Origin of the sequence: Rothia sp. HMSC062H08 (genome assembly GCF_001810775.1) — a bacterium.
Taxonomy (GTDB): domain Bacteria; phylum Actinomycetota; class Actinomycetes; order Actinomycetales; family Micrococcaceae; genus Rothia.
In genome coordinates this window covers 319,713-320,950 of sequence record NZ_KV802665.1, presented here as the reverse complement: position 1 = coordinate 320,950, position 1,238 = coordinate 319,713, and the positions used below count along the sequence as shown (strand labels likewise).

General features: G+C 50.2%; 1 protein-coding gene and 1 pseudogene. Both read left to right on the top strand.

Annotation, left to right across the window (positions count from 1 at the left end; genetic code table 11):
- Positions 1-538, top strand: a 538-nt coding sequence (locus tag HMPREF2765_RS03985) for a DUF6318 family protein (RefSeq protein WP_070604337.1), incomplete at its 5' end; no start/stop codon positions are given.
- A 346-nt stretch (positions 539-884) separates the two neighbouring features.
- Positions 885-1,238, top strand: a pseudogene (locus HMPREF2765_RS09450) (peptide ABC transporter ATPase); the annotation flags it as partial.

The window sequence follows — 1,238 nt, the reverse complement described above, 5'->3', positions numbered from 1 at the left end:
GGCGAGTGCTACCCCGTCTACTGTCCGCGGCTACTCCGGGGGCTCCAAAGCCCCCGACGGCGAATACCGTAAAGCTGACGGCTACGGTCCTGCCCAGAACGTCCCTAAACCTAATGCTCCTGAAGAGGGCTATCGTGAGAAGTCTATTGAAGGTATCCGTAAGACGATGGACGCTTGGGTTAAATGGACTAATTATGGAATTCAGGTAGGCGATTTTACGGAATCTCGAAAGTATATTTCCAGCGATTTTACGGAGGAACTGGAAGGGTATAAGAGCTTTGAGGATTTGTATAAGCGCGGTGGTTGGATTATTGATGGCATTGACAACTATGTTGCTGATGGAAATCCGTGGTCTGAGGATGGGGAAACCTATTTTTGGAAGGCATATCGCGAGTGGAATTATATAACTCTTGTGGAGCCTACTGGCGAGTGGCACAGAGACGTCAATATCCAGAAGGATAACGATACGTGGAAGTTTGAGTTTAAGTACTCCGATTCTTCCTGGAAGATTGTTGGCTGCGAACAGGTAGATGACTAATATGCGTACTTTACGAAAAGTCACTTACACTGCTGCTATTGCTCTCTTACCCGTTTTAGAATGCGTATCGGGAGCTAACGCATATGTTGTTACTACCTCCTGCTCTGAAACTTCCGCTAAGGTATGTCAAGTCGAAGTCAAAAAATCGACTACGCGACGAGGAACCGATGGACATCACGATGGACACGGAAATTCTGGTGTCGCTGACCAGGAAATTCAGCAACAATATACTTATTCCACGGTAAATCAGGGAAACGGCGTAAAAGTTACCTACGCCAACGAAAATCCCAATATTATGTCATGCACAACCAAAGACGGAAGAATAGGAACATTCAAGTTCACAAACATGTCACTTGAATCTGGCATTCCTGTAGACCATGGAAGTCCTCGAAGCCCTTCCTCTGCTAGTTGCATTCCCAACGATACCCGCACCCTCACCAGTGCCGACAGCCCGGGTCCCACCGGTCCGACTTACGAAGAAGTCATGGAGGAAATCCGCCACGCTGCAGAGTCGCTAGAGCCGGGCAAGCCGACCCTGCACCAGTCCTACAACAACCCCGCAGGCACTGGCCGAGCAGAAGGCGACCCGAACGTCTACAAGGGCGACCAGGTCAACTTCTACGTCGATGACGGTGGCCCCTACCGCCTTGAAGCAGACATGCTCGCCGGGCACGTCGAAATTGAGCTCATGCCCTCCTCC